The sequence below is a fragment of the Pseudonocardia sp. CA-107938 genome (assembly GCF_050936315.1).
In the GTDB taxonomy this organism is placed as follows: domain Bacteria; phylum Actinomycetota; class Actinomycetes; order Mycobacteriales; family Pseudonocardiaceae; genus Pseudonocardia.
In genome coordinates this window covers 1,898,655-1,913,474 of the sequence record NZ_JBNJNA010000001.1, presented here as the reverse complement: position 1 = coordinate 1,913,474, position 14,820 = coordinate 1,898,655, and the positions used below count along the sequence as shown (strand labels likewise).

Genomic DNA, 14,820 nt, shown 5'->3' with positions numbered 1-14,820 from the left:
GTACAGTGCGCGCATGGGGAACCGGGAGGACCTGCTGGCCGGCGCGCTCACCTGCCTGCTGGAGAAGGGCTGGGCGCGCAGCACCGTCCGCGACATCGCCGCCGCCGCGGGCGTCAACCACGCCGCGATCGGCTACCACTTCGGGTCCCGCGAGGCGCTGCTCACCGAGGCGTTCATGCAGGCCTTCGAGGAGTGGGGCGACGAGATCGGCGCCGCCGTCGCCGCGTCGGTGCGCGTCGACGCGAACCCACGGGAGCGCTACGAAGCGTTCTGGCGGCAGGCCATCGAGTCGTTCCGCACCCGGCCGAAGCTGTGGATGGCGACCGTGGAGGCCAGCCTGCAGCTCGACGGGGTCCCTCGGGTGCGCGAAGCCATCCAGCGCGGCATGGGCGAAGGCCGCAGCGGCCTCGCCGCCGGCCTGCTCGGCGTGCCGGAGGACGAGCTCGACCCCGTCGCCGCCCGCCGGATCGGCAGCGTCCAGCTCGCCATGATCTCGGGGATCATGCTGCAGTGGTTGATCGACCCCGACGCCGCGCCGGGCCCGGAGGACATCGCGGAGGGTCTTGCCGCCCTCGCTGCGCACGTCAGCTGACGGTGGCCTCGTACGGCGGAGTGTGAGGTCCTCCTCTCGCCACTTCCTGCATCGATCAGCAGCCGGCCTCGTCGAGACCACACGCGCGAACCGCGTCATGCGTGCTGCCTGTCGTGAGTCACGCGCTGTCGGGCCGGAGGCTGCCGATGTGATGGGCGCAGAGCTCGTCGGAGTGGAAGCCGAACATGTGCAGCTCCACGGTGAAGGACCCGAACCCCGCGAGGTACGCGACGACGCCGGAGCCGTCGGGCGTGACGTGCAGGTCGGCGTCGACCTTTCCGCGGAACACCTGCTTGCCCGTCCACCCTTGGGGGATCGTTCCCGCACGGATGTCGAACTCGCCCGGTTGCGCTGCGGCGAGCACCGCTGCCTGCTTGCCGTCGGAGACGGTGGCGAGCAGGTGGCAGATGCGCCGGTGCAGGTTGCGGCGTTCGGTGGTGCCCGGTGTCGCGGCGGCGTAGTCGCCGAGGAGGGCGTCGATGCGCGCATCGCTGACCGAGGCGACGTCCGGTGGGAGGCCGAACTGGACGAGCTCATCGGTCCCCGAGGTGAACTCCACGGTGTGCGGCCGGGAGTCGGGTGTGCGGGTGCGTTCGTTGACGCTGGTCGCCATGTGGGTGAAAGGACCCACGGCCGAGCCGCCGGAGAAGCGGGTCCCCAGGTGCAGCTCGAACAGCGCCAGCACTTCGCGCATGGGCTGGTACGACTCCTCCGTGCGGGGGTCGGCGGGGTTGCGCCCGCGGTTGCCGGCGAAGTAGGTGTGCGGGCCGACATCGACGGGTTCGCCGATGAGCGGGTCGCCGGCGGTGAAGCTCTCCTCACCGGCCGCGGTGCGACCGCTGACCCGGTCCACGAGGGTCACGACGGGCTCGACCCTGGGGCGAAGCGCGACCGGGTCGTTGAAGCGGATCTCCCGTCCGACGGGCATCTCGATCCGCTTTGGAACGTTGCCGGTGGCCGGCACGAACGGGGGCTCGCCCTCGAGCACCCAGGTCCAGCCGGAGGCCACGGCAACGTCCTGGTCCTGGTCCGGGTCGGAGGTGTAGGCCGGGTTGTCGTTGTACGGGGCGGAGTCGGTGGCGAACCGCGCTTCGAACCTGCCCCGGAAGTGCACGACCGGTTCCTCGATGCAGGTCAGCTCCAGCGTGGCGACGACGTCGCCGCCCTCGACGATCTCGATCGTCGTGTCCCCGCGGGACTGGCTGGGCCCGGTCGCGTGCACGGTCACGTCCGTCGGGTCGGTGCCGAGGTCGCATGTCGTGGGGGACAGGACGATCCGCCCGTCGGGCACCGAGCGGAGCGTGACGGTCGTGGCTCTGTCGGTGCTCAGTGCCAGCACGCCGGGGAAGACCCGGCCGTCGTGGGGCGCGATGAGGAAGTGGTCGCCGGACGTCTCGCCCTGGAGTGCCGCGATGACGGTCATGTCTCTCCTCGTTCCGGTCGCCGGTTCAGGCAGGGTCGTCCGGGCAGCCGTCGGCCACCCACTTCTCGATGAGCAGGAACTCGGGACCCGTCGGGTCGAGCCTCGGCCGGAGCCGGGGCATCGATCCACTGCGCAGGCGCTCGACCATCGGTGCGTCCTCGCCCGGTCCCGGTCGCTGCACGACCTTGGTCCCGATCGTCACCTCGACGAACTCGGCGTGCTGCAGGTTCCAGAACCGGCCCTGATCGGCGTGGCCGCTCTTGGGATCGCCGGCCCCGGCCGCCCAGTCCAGCGCGTCGCGGACGGCGTCGGTGCGCGTGCGCTGGGTGGTCCCGTTCGCGCGGGCCTGTGCTTCGGCCAGCTTGCGCTCGTCCGACGCGAGCAGGTGGACCAGCAACCGGTGCCCGTTCTCCGGCTCGTCCGGATCCTCGGGCACGCCTGGCAGCAGGTCCCCGGCAATCGTCCGGCTCTCCTGGAACGCCGCCGCCAGGTCCGGCCACCGCGCACCGTCGCCCGGCCAGGCAGGCGGCGTGAACGGGGGAGCCGCGACGGCCGGCGAGACGCCGGTCCCGGCCGGCATCCCGCCCAGCAACTCGGCGAGCTCGTGCAGGGCGTACATCTCGGCGAAGCACCAGCCGCGCAGGTACGCCCGGTCGTCGGCCGGTGCCTGGAGGAAGCGTTCCAGCGAGCCCAGGAGCAGCGCATACCGTAGGTCGGCCAGGCGGGCCCACTGCGCGGTCGCCGGATGGGTGATGGCGCCGTCCCGATCGACGCCGCCCGGGTCGAGGACGATCCGAGCCCCGGCAGGAAGCGGCCGGACGGTCCCAGCCGGGGGCACGGTCCCGAGACCGTCGGCGCCGAACAGCGCGGTGAACTGGTCGTAGAAGCGCTTGAAGTGGCTGGTCTCCCCGGGCACCGGGGTCGGGCCCTCACCTTGCACTCCGATGTCGCGCAGTGCCTCGAGCGCTTCCAGCCGGGACGTCACGGCGTGCACCCGGACCCCGATCACCGAGATCTTCGCACGGTCCCAGTCCTTGTCCGTGCTCTGCGCCTCGCTGTCCGGTACCGCGAAGGCGTCGTCCGGGAGGTGCACGCTCTCCGCGCCGCCGTAGCGCAAGGCCGCCTCGGCCGCGACGCTCTCGATCATGGAGTACCAGAGGACCTGGTCCGCGCTCACGCCGGGACCAGGGGTCGCCAGCTGGTGCAGCATCTCCGGCGTGCCGAACACGGCGCTCAGGAGCGCGTACAGCGTGCCGACCCGGTTGATCGGGTCCGATCGGGCCCCAGTTACCAGACTGTGCATGCGCACAAGCACCGATGGATCGACCCCGTCCGGGGCAACCGCGGGAGACTCGGCGATCACGTACTTCGCAAGCGACACGTTCGACACGGGCTCCAGCCGGAAGTCGAACGGGAACAGTTGCTCGTCCTCGTCGACCGGGTGGCCGTCGTCCTGCCGCTGCAGGTGCGGCGGGGCGCCGATCAGGCGCAGCAGGTTCTGCACCGTCATGAGGTGGCTCATCTCCTCGACCGCCACACCGGTGACCCGCAGCGCGTGGGCCGGTCTCGTGAGCGAGGCGCCCGCGTACAGGTACTGCACCATCAGCGCATGCTCGATCTGCGCGGCCACCCGCAGCAGCGCCGTCGCCTTGCCGACGGGAGAATCCGGCAGCTCGGGCAGCTCGATGCCGTCGTCCTCGATCGCCTCGCCCTGAACCGACCGGGCGAACGCCGACACCGGGGCGAGGTTCCGCACGAGGTCCGCCAGCTCCTCGGCCGGAAGCGTCGTGATCCGGTGGCGTCGCCACCGCAACCGGGTCATGGCCGAGCCTCCGTCCGGCCCAGACCGGCCAGGAAGGTCATGCTGGGCGCGAAGAAGTACTCGCCGCCCTTCATCGTCACGAAGTTGGCCATCGGGAACGCCGTGCCGAACCAACGCTGGGGAAGCGGGTCGGGATGCTGCCCGATGATCGCGTCCACGCCGACATCGCTGCGCACGAAGTGGTCGGAATCCGCCCCGTCCTGCTGGATCATGAACTGGTCGATGTTCGACCCGAAGCACAGGAACAGCAGCCCGACCCCGGTCGAGGGTGGGTCGCCCACGGGTGGGTCGGCGAGGTCGGGGCGCTCGCCGTAGGTGATGCCGCGGCGGACGATCCGGCGCGCGCGCTCGAACTCGGCGGTCCCGGGTGCGATGTAGCGGGGGACGTCACCGCGCGGGTTGGTCTTGCGGATGTGCGCGAACAACGGGCACTGGCGGCCGACCGGATCGAGGTCGTAGTGGAAGTCGTTCGGGTCGGCGCCGTCGACGAGTGTCGTGGTCGGGACGAGCGGGGTGCCGTCGCGTCGGCGGCCCACCGCCATCGCCGCGAGGTCCTCGGCATCGGCGCCGGTGCGGTTGGCGAGGTCACCCACAGCGTCCCGGAAGCCCTTGACGTCCTGCTCGAGCTTGCGGAACACGAGGAAGCTGCCCAGCCCGCCGCCCGGTTCGCGCAGCAGCGCCAGCGACAGCGGTGCCCGCGGGTCCCAGTGCTCGGCACCGCGCCGTGCCACCTCCGCGTCGATGTCCTGCTTGATCATCAACGGTTGGCTCACGCCGTCCTGGAACCCGAAGTGCTCGATGGTCAGCTCGCCACGGGGGAACTTCTGGGTCAGGCGCGCGCCGCGTTCAACCGTCAGTACGTCGAACACCCCCGCGGCCGACGCTGCCACCTCGGCGACGGACGTGTCCAGGCGTGCCTTGTCGTCGTCGGCCAGCAGGACCATCGCGTGGATCTGCTGCCGGTAGGGCGGTTCCCAGGCCGACACATCGGGGTCGTTGGCCCGACGCGGCACGATCGTGGCCTGGCCCTTCATGCCGAGCCGGAAGTAGCGGTCGCCGAACGACGGGTTGAACCGGTCGTCGGGGGTGGGCAGCTGTGCGTCGGTGAAGCCGAGCGCGCGGTACCCGTCAGGGGCCAGTGCGAACAGGGCGAACGGCGCCCCTGGCCCGCCGTACTCCCGGAACGCGCGGGTTTGGCGCAGTGCGGTCGCGGCCGAGGTCACCCGCTCGGTCGCGAAAGCGGTGATCCAGCGCCGCGCCGCCTCCGCGTCGCCGGCCATGCGCAGCAACAGGTGCGCGCTGAAGTCCCGGCCGTGCGAGCGCAGGATGTTGCCCTGGATGCCGTCCAGGAACGCCTCGGCCTCGGGGTCGTCCAGATCGAGAGGCTGTTGCAGGTCAATCACGAGTGTCCTCCGTCCGTGGTGGCTGCCCGACGAGCCACATCAGTGCCGCGACCAGCAGGACGAGCCCGAACGCGACCAGACCCGTCGACTCCGACCAGCCCAGCGCTCCGGCCGCGGCGTAGAGCACGGCGGCCGGCAGCACGCCCACCACCGACGCGAGCGCCGTCCGCGGCAACCCCAACTGCTGAGCGCCCGCCATCACGGCCACCGTCTCGGCCAGCAGCGGTACCGGACGCGTCACGATCACGGCGAGCACGCCCCAGCGGTCCACGAGACGGGCCGCCCGCGCCCGTTCCGCGGCCGAGCACACCCGCCGCAACGTGGGCGGGCCTGCCCAGCGGCCCAGCCCGTACCCGGCGAGCGCGGCACCGACCCCGCCGATCAGCGACAGCAGTGCTCCCGCTGCGGCACCGAACAACATGCCGTGGGCAATCATCACCAGGCTTGAGGGCACGGGCAGCAGGACATCGGCCAGGAGGAGCCCGACCCCGCACAGGGCGGCGACGACCCCGCCCCCGCTCATCATCGGGGCCGGGTCGTCCAGCAACGGCACGGCCAGCATCGCGACCAGCACGAACGTGGCCAGGAAAATGGCCAGCACGCTGCCGATGAACAGCCCGTACCGCACCAGCGACACATCTGTCCCGTCACCGACCGACTGCTCGTTCATCGACCCTCCTGGCTCCTGCATCCCGAGCCCGTCGCACAGCGCCGTGACCCTGTCGAAGTGGAGGAGACCTCGTCCCTCGTCTGTGATACATCCACTGCTGCTGCGTCGACGGGGGTGCGATGTGTGCCCCAGCGGTGTGCGCGCCGGCCAGATCCGGTCTCTCCTCCTGACGACCGGCCGTCCCCTGTGTCGACGGATCTTCAGTTCCTGTCCGTCGGCGGAAACGTCGATTCGAAGATCGGCGAGGGTCATGGCGGTGATGGAGCGCGTGTTCGGCACGACGGAGGGGCGGCGGGCCGGACGGCTGTTGCTGGGAAGGGCTTGGCTCCGACCCTTTTCGGCGAGTCGTCGCCCGCCCCGTGCACTCATCGTGCATTAGGCAGGACTGTCGGTGACCGAAGAGGTGACCGAAGACTTTGAGAGGAAGCGGCTCCCCCGGAGCGGATTCGACACAGCGCCGGACAGCCACGTACGGCAGGCGGCACAGCTTCCGGTGATCGACGCGATGCAGAGCCTGATCGAGCAGGAGCCCGAGCGCTTCACCGGCCTGGCCGCCGCAGGATCAGCTCGCAGTGGTCGTCATCGGCAACGGCCCACCCGACCTTTCGATGCGACTAGATCGCTTCGACGGCCCCCGTGACGGCTGGCCAGTACCCACGCTCCCGCCCGAGCACGCGGCAGATCGGCCGACCGACGAGGTCGCCGAGCGGTACCGCAGCGAAGGGTTCGAGGTCGAGATCTACCACCTCGGCGACCCTTTCCTGCTGACCGCCGATCTCCGTCCCGGCCGCATCCGGTTGCTCGTCCACGACGGGCACGTCGTGGACGCCGCCCAGTCGTGAGCTGCCGTCGGGTGTAGGCCCCCGGGGATATGCGGACGTCGACCGGTTTGAGCGCCGGCGAGTCCGCAACGCCGCTTCGACCAGCGCTACGACGTCGAGGCGTCGGGGGGCCGCATGCAAGCATGGCAAGGCAAGGGCCACGAGAACGATCACCCACCACCCGCCCGTGGGTGCCAGCCCGAGCGTCCCGCCGCGAGTCACGGTCGAGACTCAGCGCCCGAACACCAGCCCCTTCGACGGAATCGTCGAGCAGTGGACCCGCGTGCGCTGCCGGCGACGTGTTCGTGGCGCCATACGTGCAGCTGTGGAGCACGTTCGCGTCATGGAACGCGTCACAACTGAGGCGGGCCGAGCGCGGGCGGCACGTTCACCTGGTCAAGCGCGGTGGGCCCCCCGGGGATCGAACCCGGAACCCGCGGATTAAAAGTCCGCTGCTCTGCCGATTGAGCTAGAGGCCCCTGCGGCAAGCCTACGGCCACCCGCCGGCTCCGTCGCCATCACTCGGGTGGAGCAACGGGGCGGGGCGGGGTCGTCACTGCTGGTCAGCAGGCCATTCTGGGCCGATGCGACGACGCGTGCTGGTGTGTTCCCTGCTCGTGCTGGTGGCGGGGCTCACCGCGTGCGGTGGGACCGCGGGGGCGGCGGGGCCGCGGCAGGTGCGGACGGATGTGCAGTTCGGGTCGCAGCCGGGGTCGGGCGGGGTGACCTACGACCCGGGCCTGGTGCCGGTGGGTGCGGGGGCGGTGGTCACGACGACGACCCGTGACGGCGGCGAGGTGGTGACGCTGGCGCTGCGTGGCGTGCTGCCGAACCGGCGGTACGGGGCGCACGCGCACGCCAAGCCGTGCGGGGCGAAGGGGGATGCGGCCGGCCCGCACTTCCAGTTCGACGTGGATCCGGTGCAGCCGAGCGTCGACCCGCGGTACGCGAACGCGCAGAACGAGGTGTGGCTCGACCTCACCACCGACAACGGCGGTTCCGGCACGGCCACGGCCACGATGCGCAAGGTGTTCCCCGCCGATCGCCGGCCCGCGTCGGTGATCGTGCACGCGATGCCGACGTCGACGGAGCCGGGCAAGGCGGGGACGGCGGGTGCTCGCGCCGCCTGCATCGACGTGCCGTTCTGATCGGCTCGGTCAGCGTGGACAATGGGTCAGCGTGAGTGCTCCTGCGATCCACAGGCCGTTGCGCATCGGCCCGTACGAGTCGGCGACGCCGGTCGTGCTGGCCCCGATGGCCGGTATCACCAACGCCGGGTTCCGCCGGCTGTGCCGTGAGCAGGGTGCGGGGTTCTACGTCTGCGAGATGATCACCTCGCGCGGGCTGGTGGAGAAGAACCCGTTGACGTTCCGCATGATCGCGATGGATCCCGACGAGCACCCGCGCTCCATGCAGCTCTACGGGGTCGACCCGACGACGATCGGGCTCGCCGTGCGCACGGTGGTCGAGCAGGACCTGGCCGATCACGTCGACCTCAACTTCGGCTGCCCCGTCCCGAAGGTGACGCGCCGCGGCGGGGGCGCCGCGCTGCCGTACAAGCGGCGCCTGTTCGAGGCGATCGTTCGGGCCGCGGTCGACAACGCCGGCGACGTGCCCGTCACGGTGAAGATGCGCATCGGCATCGACGACGAGCGGCACACGTTCCTCGACGCCGCCCGCCGCGCCGCCGACGCCGGTGTCGCGGCGGTGGCCCTGCACGCGCGCACGGCGGCGCAGCGCTACTCCGGCACGGCCGACTGGTCGGCGATCGCGCGGCTGCGCGACGCCCTGCCGGCGGAGCTGCCGGTGCTCGGCAACGGCGACATCTTCAGCGCTGCGGACGCGCTGGCGATGGTCGCGGCCACGGGTTGCGACGGCGTGGTCGTGGGACGCGGCTGCCTGGGTCGGCCGTGGCTCTTCGGCGATCTGGAGGCCGCGTTCGCCGGACGGGAGCTGCCGCAGCCGCCGTCGTTGGGCCAGGTGACGGCGACGATGCGCCGGCACGCGGAGCTGCTGATCGAGTACATGGGCGACCACAAGGGCATCCGCGACATGCGCAAGCACATCGCCTGGTACCTGAAGGGCTTCCCGATCGGCGGCGACCTGCGCCGCAGCCTGGGCATGGTGGAGAGCCTCGACCAGCTCGACGAGCTGCTGTCAGGTCTCGATCCCGACGAGCCGTTCCCGGCCGACGCGGAGGGCCCGCGCGGCCGTCAGGGCTCCCCGGGCAAGGTCGTGCTGCCCGAGCACTGGCTGGACGATCCCGACGACCCGACGGTGCCGGCCGGCGCCGAGCTGGAGCACTCGGGCGGCTGATACCACGTCCGGGTCGTAACCCTCAAGCGTCACATCAGTCCCGCCGACAACACCGGTAACGGGGAGGCGGGGCAACGATGGGTACGACGACGATGCCGGGAGAGGTGACGCGGCCGGGCTCGGCCGGAGCGGCGGCCCGGCTGGTCGAAGCAGCGGACGAGCTGGCCGCCGACGGCAGCTACGAGCAGGCCTACCGCCACCTGCGCACCGCGGTCCGGTTGCTGAGCTCACTCACCGGTGGCGTGGACGAGCTGGACCGGCTGCGCCGGGAGTACGCCGAGGCGCGGGAGCAGAGCCGCCGCGACAGCCTGACCTCCAGCTACAACCGCCGCTACCTCGACGAACACCTCGCGGCGCTCCTCGACGACCGCACTGTGCGCAGCTCGGCCGGGGTGTCTGTGGCGTTCGTCGACGCCGACCACTTCAAGCAGGTCAACGACCGGTTCGGGCACCGCTTCGGCGACCGCGTGCTGCAGTGCCTCGTCGACGAGCTCGCCCTCGACCTGCCTCCCGGCGGCTTCTGCGCCCGCTACGGCGGCGAGGAGTTCGCGCTGGTCCTGCCGGGGTGCGACATCGCTTCGGCCGTGCGCACCTGCGAGGCCGCCCGGCACCGTGTCGACTCCCACGACTGGGCCGCGCTGGACCCCGCGCTGCGCGTCACGGTGAGCATCGGGGTCGCGCACGGCGTGGGCCCGGTGACGGACGTGGAACAGCTCGTGGACGCCGCCGACACCCTGCTGTACGCCGCGAAGCACTCGGGCCGCAACGCCGTCGCCTACCGCGACGAGCAGACGGGGCTCGTGCGGCTGGCCGGAGCAGCTGCGGCCCGCCGGTCGATCGTCCAGCCCGCCTGACCCTGATCGTTCCCGCATCGTTCTCGATCCGTAAGCTGGCCTGCGGCCGCGGGGGCGGACCGGGCACTGCGCGGCGACCCAGGTCCGTCCCGGACGAGGTTCGATCCGGGAGGTGACGTGGAGGACGGCAGGGACCGTGCTCGACGTGACTACGCCGGTGGATCCGGCGGCCGCCGCGCTGCCGTTCGCGACGGTGACGAGCGGGCCGACGACGTGCTCGCCCGCTTCGGCCTGCTCGAGCCGGAGGCAGGTGGTCGCCGTCGACGGCCCGATGATGCCGCCGGCCCGCCGCCCGCGGCTGCGAACGGCTCCCCGCGCCGGCACCGGGCACCCGACGACTCGCCCGTCGAACGCACGGGCGGGCGGCGCCGCCGGCCCGAACCGGACGAGCCCCGGCCTCCCGCCCCCGAGGCCGACGGCGGACGTCGCCGACGCGCCGACGGCCCGGCGATCGAGGCCACCGGTGGGCGCCGCCGAGCCGATGCCCCGCCGGTCGCCGGGGGCGGCCGCCGCCGGGCACCGGATACGGACGAGCCCCGGTCGGCCGTCGAGACCACCGGCGGACGCCGCAGGCGGCCCGAGGTCGACTCGTGGCCGGCGACCGAGGACCGCCCGGCCGGCCGCCGCAGAGCACCCGAGCCCGACACGGCTCGGCCGGTCGAGTCCACCGGTGGGCGCCGGCGACGCGACGACGCGGCCCCGCCCGTCGAGAGCACCGGTGGCCGTCGTCGACGACCCGAGCCCGTCGACGACGGACCGCAGCCGGGTGGCCGACGCCGCCGCCCGGAGGCGCCTCCCGCACGCCACGCGCCACCCGGCCCGCACGTGGACGACCTGGGCGGCCGCGGAGCGGGCGGCACCGGCAACTTCCTCGACGAGTCCACGGCACGCGGGCGGGCCGCGCTGGAGAGCAGCGGTGCGCTGCAGCGCACGCAGGCCGTGTCGCCGGGCTGGGTGCGCGCGAACGACCGGTCGAACGGGGCCGAAGCCACCACCCGCCTGAGCGCGCGCACCTCCCGCCACACCGCGCCCAACGCGAAGGTGCCGCCCGCCGGACGCCGGGCGGCCTTCGCCGATCCCGCCACCACCGCCCTCCCGGCGCGCCGTCGCGAGCAGCCGGACGGGCCGGGCGCCGATCGGCGTTCCCGGCCCGAGCCGTCTGCGGACGACCGGGAGAACGGCGCCCAGCGCGTCGCCCGGATCGACGAGACGCTGACCAGGTTGACCGCGGCACACGCGGGTCTGGCGCTGATCAGTGACCGCCACCTCGAGCAGGACGACGAGCCGCTGCCGCGCCCGCGCTTCACGCCGCTGCGGCTGCTCTGCCTGGCCCTCGTCGTCGTGGTGCTGGGAGCCGCGGGCGCCGGGTACGCGACGCGGGCCTGGCTCGGCAAGGTCGTGCCGACCGTCTCGGCGCTGGACACCCGCTCCAGCGCGGTGGTCGACGCGGCGGCCCAGGCCGGGTCGAAGAACGTGCTGGTCGTCGCGGGTGAGCGGGAGACGATCCCGGGTACCGGTTCGAACGACGCGACGACGTTCGCGATCGCGCACGTGCCGGCCGGTGGCGGATCGGTGACGGTGCTGTCGCTGCCCTCCACCTTGGAGATCAACCGGCCGCCGTGCGAGCGGTTCGACCCGATCTCCCGGGAGTACACGACCCAGCTGGTGCCGGCGGAGAAGGGCACCAAGCTCGCGTCCGCACTGGGGGTGGGTGGACCGCGGTGCGCGACGCGCGTCGTCCAGCAGCTCACCGGCCTGTCGATCACCTCGTACGTCGGGATCGACCTCGACGAGCTGGCCCGGCTGGTGGACGCGGTGGGCGGCGTCGGGCTGTGCCTGACCCGGCCCGTCGTCGACCAGTCGTTGGGCCCGATCGTCGCCCAGCCGGGCACGCAGCGCCTGGGCGGCGACCACACCCTGGACTACCTGCGCGCCCGGGAGGTCGCGGGTGACCCGGCGTCCGGCGCGGGCCGGGTGGAACGCCAGCAGGGGGTGCTGGCCGCCGCGCTGGCGCCGCTGCTGTCCACCACCGGGCTGCTCGACATCGGCCGGCTGATGGCGGCCCGGCCGGTGCTGGGTCGCGCCCTCACCGTCGATGGCCTCGACCTCGACCAGGTGCACGCCACCGCCCGGACCCTGCACAAGCTCGACGCGGACGGCGTCCGGTTCGTGGCGGCGCCGACGATGGCCGGGCCGTCCGGATCGGCGCTCGTGCTGCGCGACGCGGAGGCGGCCGACCTCTTCACGGCCATCCGCACCGGCAAGCCGCTGCCGGCGGCCTCCGACGCCGCCGCCGGAGCCGGACCGCAGCCCGGTGACGTGCCGGTCCAGGTCCTCAATGCGTCGGACCGGGCCGGACTGGCGAACCAGATCGCGGAGACGCTCAAGCAGCTCGGCTTCGGCGTCGGCGACACCGGCAACGCCGCCCAGCGCACCAGCCAGACGATCATCAGGTTCTCGCCCGACCGCGAGGCCGCCGCGAAGCTGCTGGCCGGCAGCGTGCCGTCGGCGACGACGGTGCCCGACCCGGGCAGCACCGGGGTGCTCCAGCTCGTCCTCGGCCGGTCGTTCGACGACGTCGTGCGGCCGCCGACCAGCGCCGTCCCGGACACGGACGGTGCGCAGGCCGCGACCGGCAGCTCACAGTGCAGCTGAGCAGGACCGGTCGACCAGGGTTCACCTGCGGTTCACCCGCAACCGCGCGAATCGCCCGTCCGGGCCATTAGGCTCGGCACATGCGTGACGCCTACCAGGAACAGCTCGAGGGACTGGGCGAGATCCTGTCCGTGATGTGCGGCCAGGTCGCCGATGCCCTCGAGAAGGCCACCAAGGCGTTGCTGGAATCCGATCTCCAGCTGGCCGAGGAGGTCATCACCGGCGACACGCTCGTCGACGAGACCCGCGCCACCGCCGAGGAGCGTGCGTTCGCGCTGCTCGCGCTGCAGGCGCCGGTCGCCACCGACCTGCGCATCGTGGTCTCCGCGATCCACGGCGCAGGCGACATCGAGCGCATGGGCGACCTCGCCCTGCACGTCGCGCAGGCCGCGCGGCGCCGCCACCCGCAGCCCGTCCTGCCGGCCGAGGTGGCCCCGTACTTCGCCGAGATGGGCCGGATCGGCGTCGACCTGGCCCGCAAGGCGGGCGAGATGGTCCGCACCCGCGACCTCGCCCAGGCCACCGCGCTGGAGGCCGAGGACGACGCGATGGACGACCTGCACCGCCACCTGTTCACCGTGCTGATGGACCACAGCTGGCCGCACGGCGTCGGCCCGGCCGTCGACATCACGCTGCTCGGCCGGTTCTACGAGCGCTATGCCGACCACGCCGTCGCCGTCGCGCGGCGCATCGTGTTCGTCGTGACCGGGCAGATGCCCGGGCCGCTGATGGTCTGACGCCGGTGGCAACGGTGCCGCTCGAGCAGCGGCGCACCGAGATCGCCGAACTGCTCGAGCAGATGTGCACGGCCGCCGCTGCCGCGCTGCGGACCGCCACCGTCGCGCTGCGCGACGAGCGGCCCCGCCTCGCCGAACGCGTGGTGACGGGCGACGCGGCGATCGACGACCTGCGCGCGGAGGTCGAGCGCCAGGCCCTCACGGCCATGGCCTTGAACGCGCCCGTCGCCGGCGACCTCCGCACGCTCGTCGCCGCGATCCGCTGCGCCGGCGACATCGAGCGGATGGGCGACCTCGCCACGCACGTCGCCCGTGCAGCGCGCCGCCGCCCGGTGCCGGACGCAGCCCGCTCGATCTTCGAGCGGATGGGCGAGCTGGCCGCCGAGATGGCCGACCAGGCGGCCGAGGTCGCCCGCACCCGCAACGTGCTGCTCGCGCTGGAGCTCGACCGCATGGACGACACCGTCGACCGCTGCCTGCGCGAGGTCTTCGAGCTCACCCTCGACCCCGCCTGGGAGCACGGCGTCGGCGCCGCCGTCGACGTCACGCTGCTGGCGCGGTACTACGAGCGGTTCGCCGACCACGCCGTCGCGGTGGCGAAGCAGGTCGTCTACATGGTCACGGGGCAGCAGGTGGAGCAGGTGGCGGCGGAGCTGTCCGACCCACCCTGATGCGTCGAGAACGACGTTGTGGTGATCGAAAAGCCCTGTTGATCACCGCAACGTCGTTCTCGACGCGGGTGCGGCTACCCGAAGCGGCCGCTGATGTAGTCCTCGGTGGCCTTCTCGTTCGGCGTGGAGAACATCCGCTCCGTCTCACCGATCTCCACCAGCCGGCCCGGCTCACCGGTCGCGCGGAGGTTGAAGAACGCCGTCTGGTCGCTCACCCGCGCCGCCTGCTGCATGTTGTGGGTGACGATGACGATGGTGAAGTCCTTCTTGAGCTGCGCGATGAGGTCCTCGATCGCGAGCGTCGAGATCGGGTCGAGCGCGGAGCAGGGCTCGTCCATCAGCAGGACCTCGGGCTGCACCGCGATCGCGCGGGCGATGCAGAGGCGTTGCTGCTGTCCGCCGGAGAGGCCGCCGCCCGGCTTGTTCAGCCGGTCCTTGACCTCGTTCCAGAGGTTGGCGCCGCGCAGCGAGCGCTCCGCGACCTCGTCGAGCTCCTTCTTGTTCTTGACGCCCTGCAGCTTCAGCCCGGCCACCACGTTGTCGCGGATCGACATCGTGGGGAACGGGTTGGGCCGCTGGAACACCATGCCGATGGTGCGCCGCACGCTCACCGGGTCCACGGACGTGCCGTAGATGTTCTCCCCGTCGAGCAGCACCTCGCCGTCGACGCGGGCACCGGGGATGACCTCGTGCATGCGGTTGAGGGTGCGCAGGACGGTGGACTTCCCGCAGCCCGACGGCCCGATGAACGCGGTGACGCTGTTCGGCGGCACCGAGAGGCTCACACCGTCGACGGCGTGGAAGGCCCCGTAGTAGATGTCGACGTCCTTGAGGTCCAGACGCTTGGCCATTCCTA

13 protein-coding genes and 1 tRNA gene are annotated in these 14,820 nt (G+C 72.4%); 8 read left to right on the top strand and 6 right to left on the bottom strand.

Features of this window, described 5'->3' with window-relative positions; translation table 11 throughout:
• Nucleotides 1-13: 13 nt before the first annotated feature.
• On the top strand, nt 14-592 hold the full coding sequence (locus tag ACQEVB_RS09475) for a TetR/AcrR family transcriptional regulator (RefSeq protein ID WP_432967625.1): 579 nt from the start codon (nt 14-16) through the stop codon (nt 590-592).
• Between the two features lie 118 nt (nt 593-710).
• Here the strand turns inward: ACQEVB_RS09475 and ACQEVB_RS09470 are convergent, their stop codons facing one another.
• From ACQEVB_RS09470 to ACQEVB_RS09455, 4 genes are read right to left on the bottom strand one after another with little or no spacing between them, the layout of a single operon-like run.
• Entirely contained in the window at nt 711-2,015 is a 1,305-nt protein-coding gene (locus tag ACQEVB_RS09470) for a hypothetical protein (RefSeq protein ID WP_432967622.1), read from the bottom strand.
• Nucleotides 2,016-2,040: 25 nt separating this feature from the next.
• Nucleotides 2,041-3,837 (bottom strand): ferritin-like domain-containing protein, encoded by a 1,797-nt coding sequence (locus tag ACQEVB_RS09465; protein ID WP_432967619.1) that lies wholly within the window; start codon nt 3,835-3,837, stop codon nt 2,041-2,043.
• Entirely contained in the window at nt 3,834-5,240 is a 1,407-nt protein-coding gene (locus tag ACQEVB_RS09460) for a Dyp-type peroxidase (RefSeq protein WP_432967616.1), read from the bottom strand. Before ACQEVB_RS09460 ends, ACQEVB_RS09465 begins: the two co-directional genes overlap by 4 nt.
• Nucleotides 5,233-5,910, bottom strand: coding sequence for a TVP38/TMEM64 family protein (locus tag ACQEVB_RS09455; RefSeq protein WP_432967613.1), 678 nt, complete (start codon nt 5,908-5,910; stop codon nt 5,233-5,235). The genes ACQEVB_RS09460 and ACQEVB_RS09455 overlap by 8 nt, the downstream gene beginning before the upstream one ends.
• Nucleotides 5,911-6,518: 608 nt before the next feature.
• Here ACQEVB_RS09455 and ACQEVB_RS09450 point away from each other — a divergent pair.
• Entirely contained in the window at nt 6,519-6,752 is a 234-nt protein-coding gene (locus tag ACQEVB_RS09450) for a hypothetical protein (RefSeq protein ID WP_432967610.1), read from the top strand.
• Between the two features lie 385 nt (nt 6,753-7,137).
• Here the strand turns inward: ACQEVB_RS09450 and ACQEVB_RS09445 are convergent.
• Nucleotides 7,138-7,210, bottom strand: a tRNA-Lys gene (locus ACQEVB_RS09445).
• 105 nt (nt 7,211-7,315) lie between these two features.
• On the opposite strand from ACQEVB_RS09445, the gene ACQEVB_RS09440 reads away from it, so the two are divergent.
• From ACQEVB_RS09440 to phoU (ACQEVB_RS09415), 6 genes are all read left to right on the top strand, one after another.
• On the top strand, nt 7,316-7,879 hold the full coding sequence (locus ACQEVB_RS09440) for a superoxide dismutase (RefSeq protein ID WP_432967607.1): 564 nt from the start codon (nt 7,316-7,318) through the stop codon (nt 7,877-7,879).
• A 31-nt stretch (nt 7,880-7,910) separates the two neighbouring features.
• Nucleotides 7,911-9,047, top strand: a complete 1,137-nt coding sequence (dusB, locus tag ACQEVB_RS09435) for a tRNA dihydrouridine synthase DusB (protein WP_432967604.1) — start codon at nt 7,911-7,913, stop codon at nt 9,045-9,047.
• A gap of 77 nt (nt 9,048-9,124) precedes the next feature.
• On the top strand, nt 9,125-9,901 hold the full coding sequence (locus ACQEVB_RS09430) for a GGDEF domain-containing protein (RefSeq protein WP_432967601.1): 777 nt from the start codon (nt 9,125-9,127) through the stop codon (nt 9,899-9,901).
• A gap of 117 nt (nt 9,902-10,018) precedes the next feature.
• On the top strand, nt 10,019-12,556 hold the full coding sequence (locus tag ACQEVB_RS09425) for an LCP family protein (RefSeq protein ID WP_432967598.1): 2,538 nt from the start codon (nt 10,019-10,021) through the stop codon (nt 12,554-12,556).
• An 80-nt stretch (nt 12,557-12,636) separates the two neighbouring features.
• On the top strand, nt 12,637-13,293 hold the full coding sequence (phoU, locus tag ACQEVB_RS09420) for a phosphate signaling complex protein PhoU (protein ID WP_432967595.1): 657 nt from the start codon (nt 12,637-12,639) through the stop codon (nt 13,291-13,293).
• Nucleotides 13,294-13,298: 5 nt separating this feature from the next.
• Nucleotides 13,299-13,964 carry a phosphate signaling complex protein PhoU gene (gene phoU, locus ACQEVB_RS09415; RefSeq protein WP_432967592.1) on the top strand — a complete coding sequence of 222 codons (666 nt, stop codon included), beginning with the start codon at nt 13,299-13,301 and terminating at the stop codon, nt 13,962-13,964.
• Nucleotides 13,965-14,038: 74 nt separating this feature from the next.
• Here the strand turns inward: phoU (ACQEVB_RS09415) and pstB are convergent, their stop codons facing one another.
• Nucleotides 14,039-14,815, bottom strand: coding sequence for a phosphate ABC transporter ATP-binding protein PstB (pstB, locus tag ACQEVB_RS09410; protein ID WP_432967589.1), 777 nt, complete (start codon nt 14,813-14,815; stop codon nt 14,039-14,041).
• Nucleotides 14,816-14,820: the final 5 nt, after the last annotated feature.

Excerpts from the sequence above, each read along its gene's own strand:
- ACQEVB_RS09430 (WP_432967601.1), top strand. The coding sequence starts at position 9,125 with ATGGGTACGACGACGATGCCGGGAGAGGTGACGCGGCCGGGCTCGGCC.
- ACQEVB_RS09440 (WP_432967607.1), top strand. The coding sequence starts at position 7,316 with ATGCGACGACGCGTGCTGGTGTGTTCCCTGCTCGTGCTGGTGGCGGGG.
- ACQEVB_RS09455 (WP_432967613.1), bottom strand. The coding sequence starts at position 5,910 with ATGAACGAGCAGTCGGTCGGTGACGGGACAGATGTGTCGCTGGTGCGG.
- ACQEVB_RS09475 (WP_432967625.1), top strand. The coding sequence starts at position 14 with ATGGGGAACCGGGAGGACCTGCTGGCCGGCGCGCTCACCTGCCTGCTG.
- ACQEVB_RS09465 (WP_432967619.1), bottom strand. The coding sequence starts at position 3,837 with ATGACCCGGTTGCGGTGGCGACGCCACCGGATCACGACGCTTCCGGCC.
- ACQEVB_RS09450 (WP_432967610.1), top strand. The coding sequence starts at position 6,519 with ATGCGACTAGATCGCTTCGACGGCCCCCGTGACGGCTGGCCAGTACCC.
- ACQEVB_RS09470 (WP_432967622.1), bottom strand. The coding sequence starts at position 2,015 with ATGACCGTCATCGCGGCACTCCAGGGCGAGACGTCCGGCGACCACTTC.
- phoU (WP_432967595.1), top strand. The coding sequence starts at position 12,637 with ATGCGTGACGCCTACCAGGAACAGCTCGAGGGACTGGGCGAGATCCTG.
- pstB (WP_432967589.1), bottom strand. The coding sequence starts at position 14,815 with ATGGCCAAGCGTCTGGACCTCAAGGACGTCGACATCTACTACGGGGCC.